Raw genomic sequence first — 2,640 nt, 5'->3', positions numbered from 1 at the left:
ATCACCGCATGCGACGTCAGCGACCCCCACCAACTACGAAACCTCCTCGACACCATCCCCCACCAACACCCCCTCACCACCGTCATCCACGCCGCGGGCATGACGGATCTGACGCCGATCGGCGATCTGACGTCCGCACGGCTGGACGAGGTGCTGGGCTCCAAGGCGTACGCGGCCTGGAACCTGCACGAGATGACGCGGGACGCGGACCTGTCGGCCTTCGTGATGTTCTCCTCCGGCGCCGCGGTGTGGGGCAGCGGGCAGCAGGGTGCCTACGGCGCGGCCAACCACTTCCTCGACGCCCTCGCCGAACACCGCCGCTCCCAAGGACTGCCCGCCACCTCCATCGCCTGGGGCCCCTGGGCCGAGGCGGGGATGTCCGCGGACGCGGAGTCGCTGGCGTACTTCAAGCGCTTCGGCCTGCACCCGATCGGCCCCGACCTGAGCGTCAAGGCGCTGCACCAGGCGGTGAGTTCGGGCGAGACCACACTGACCGTGGCGAACTTCGACTGGGCACGGTTCACCCCGACGTTCACCGCGCAGCGGCCCAGCCCGTTCCTCGACGGCATTCCCGAGAACCGGCGGGAGGCCGAACAGCCGGGCACCGGGGCGGAGACCAGCGCGTTCCGCGCGGAACTCGCGAAGACTCCCGCCTCACAGCGGCACGGCTTCCTGGTCCAGCGCGTCCGGACCTACGCTGCCGCGACGCTCGGCCGGACGGTGGAGGAGATCCCGGCGGCGAAGCCGTTCCAGGAGCTCGGCTTCGACTCGCTGACCGCCGTCCAGCTGCGCAATCAGCTCAACACCGCGACCGGGCTCGCGCTGCCCGCCACCGTGATCTTCGACCATCCCACGTCCGAGGCGCTCGCCACCCATCTGCGCGGGCAGCTCGGCGACGCGGGCGGGGAGCCCGGTGAGGGCAGCGTCCTCGCGGCCCTGGACAAGTGGGACGCGGCGTACGGCACGGACGGGCTGGACGAGGCGGCCCGGCGGCGGATCGCGGGCCGGCTCCAGGTGCTGATGTCGAAGTGGAGCCCGGCGAAGGGCGACGGGGAGAGTTCCGCTTCCGCCCACGACGAGCTGGAGTCCGCGTCCGCGGACGACATCTTCGACCTCATCTCCAGCGAGTTCGGGAAGTCCTGACCGCCGGTACCGCCCGTCCCCCATGACCTCGATCATCCACGTAGTGCCAAGGAGCCTGGGTTAGATGTCGAACGAGGAGAAGCTTCTCGATCACCTCAAGTGGGTCACCGCGGAGCTGCGCGAGGCCCACCAACGGCTCCGCGACAAGGAATCGGCGGAACCGGTCGCGATCGTGGGGATGGCCTGCCGCTATCCCGGCGGCACCCGGTCCGCCGAGGACCTGTGGCGGCTCGTGCGCGAGGGAGGTGACGCCGTCTCGGCCTTCCCCGACGACCGGGGCTGGGACCTGGAGGCGCTCTACCACCCGGATCCCGAGCACCCGGGCACCAGCTATGTGCGGGACGGCGCGTTCCTCTACGACGCGGGCGACTTCGACGCCGAGTTCTTCGGCATCAGCCCGCGCGAAGCGGTGGCGATGGACCCGCAGCAGCGGCTGCTCCTGGAGACCGCCTGGGAGGCCGTGGAGCACGCGGGCCTGGATCCGCGGGGGTTGCAGGGCAGCGACACGGGTGTCTTCACCGGGGTGAGCGCCCACGACTATCTGACGCTGATCAGTCAGACGGCCAGCGAGGTCGAGGGATACATCGGCACCGGCAACCTCGGCAGCGTGGTCTCGGGCCGGATCTCGTACACCATGGGGCTCGAGGGCCCGGCGGTGACGGTCGACACCGCGTGCTCGTCGTCGCTGGTCGCGATCCATCTGGCGGCCCAGGCACTGCGGCAGGGCGAGTGCTCGCTGGCACTCGCGGGCGGCTCCACCGTGATGGCGACGCCCGGCTCGTTCACGGAGTTCTCCCGGCAGCGCGGGCTGGCGCCCGACGGGCGGTGCAAGCCGTTCGCGGCAGCCGCCGACGGCACCGGCTGGGGCGAGGGCGCCGGTGTGGTGGCGCTCGAACTGCTCTCGGAGGCGCGGCGCCGCGGGCACAAGGTCCTCGCCGTCATCCGTGGCTCGGCCGTGAACCAGGACGGCACCAGCAACGGCCTCGCCGCCCCCAACGGGCCCTCGCAGGAGCGGGTCATCCGCGCCGCTCTCGCCAACGCCCGACTGTCCGCCGACGAGGTCGACGTGGTGGAGGCACACGGCACCGGCACCACGCTCGGCGACCCCATCGAGGCCGGCGCACTCCTCGCCACCTACGGCAAGGACCGGCCCGCCGACCGGCCACTGTGGCTCGGCTCGGTGAAGTCCAACATCGGCCACACGCAGGCGGCCGCCGGGGTCGCCGGTGTGATCAAGATGGTCATGGCCCTGCGCAACGGCCTGCTGCCCGCCTCACTGCACATCGACGCGCCCTCACCGCACGTCCAGTGGGAGCAGGGCGGCGTGCGGCTGCTCACCGAGGGGGTCGAGTGGCGGTCGGAGCGCACCCGCCGGGCGGGCGTCTCGGCGTTCGGGATCTCGGGCACGAACGCGCATGTGATCCTGGAGGAGGCGCCGGAGGAGGAGTCCGAGCCCGAGGCGGCGGAGCCCGCGCCGGGGTCGGTGGTCCCGTGGGT

2 protein-coding genes are annotated in these 2,640 nt (G+C 71.9%); both read left to right on the top strand.

Translation table 11 applies throughout. The features are described from left to right. Positions 1 to 1,143, top strand: a 1,143-nt coding sequence (locus ACFY1P_RS35365) for a KR domain-containing protein (protein ID WP_390753011.1), incomplete at its 5' end; no start/stop codon positions are given. 64 nt (positions 1,144 to 1,207) lie between these two features. Then, on the top strand, positions 1,208 to 2,640 hold a 1,433-nt coding region (locus ACFY1P_RS35360), incomplete at its 3' end, for a type I polyketide synthase (RefSeq protein WP_390753010.1).

It is taken from the genome of Streptomyces sp. NPDC001407 (assembly GCF_042895325.1).
Lineage (GTDB): Bacteria > Actinomycetota > Actinomycetes > Streptomycetales > Streptomycetaceae > Streptomyces.
This window is presented reverse-complemented; position numbering and strand designations above follow the sequence as displayed.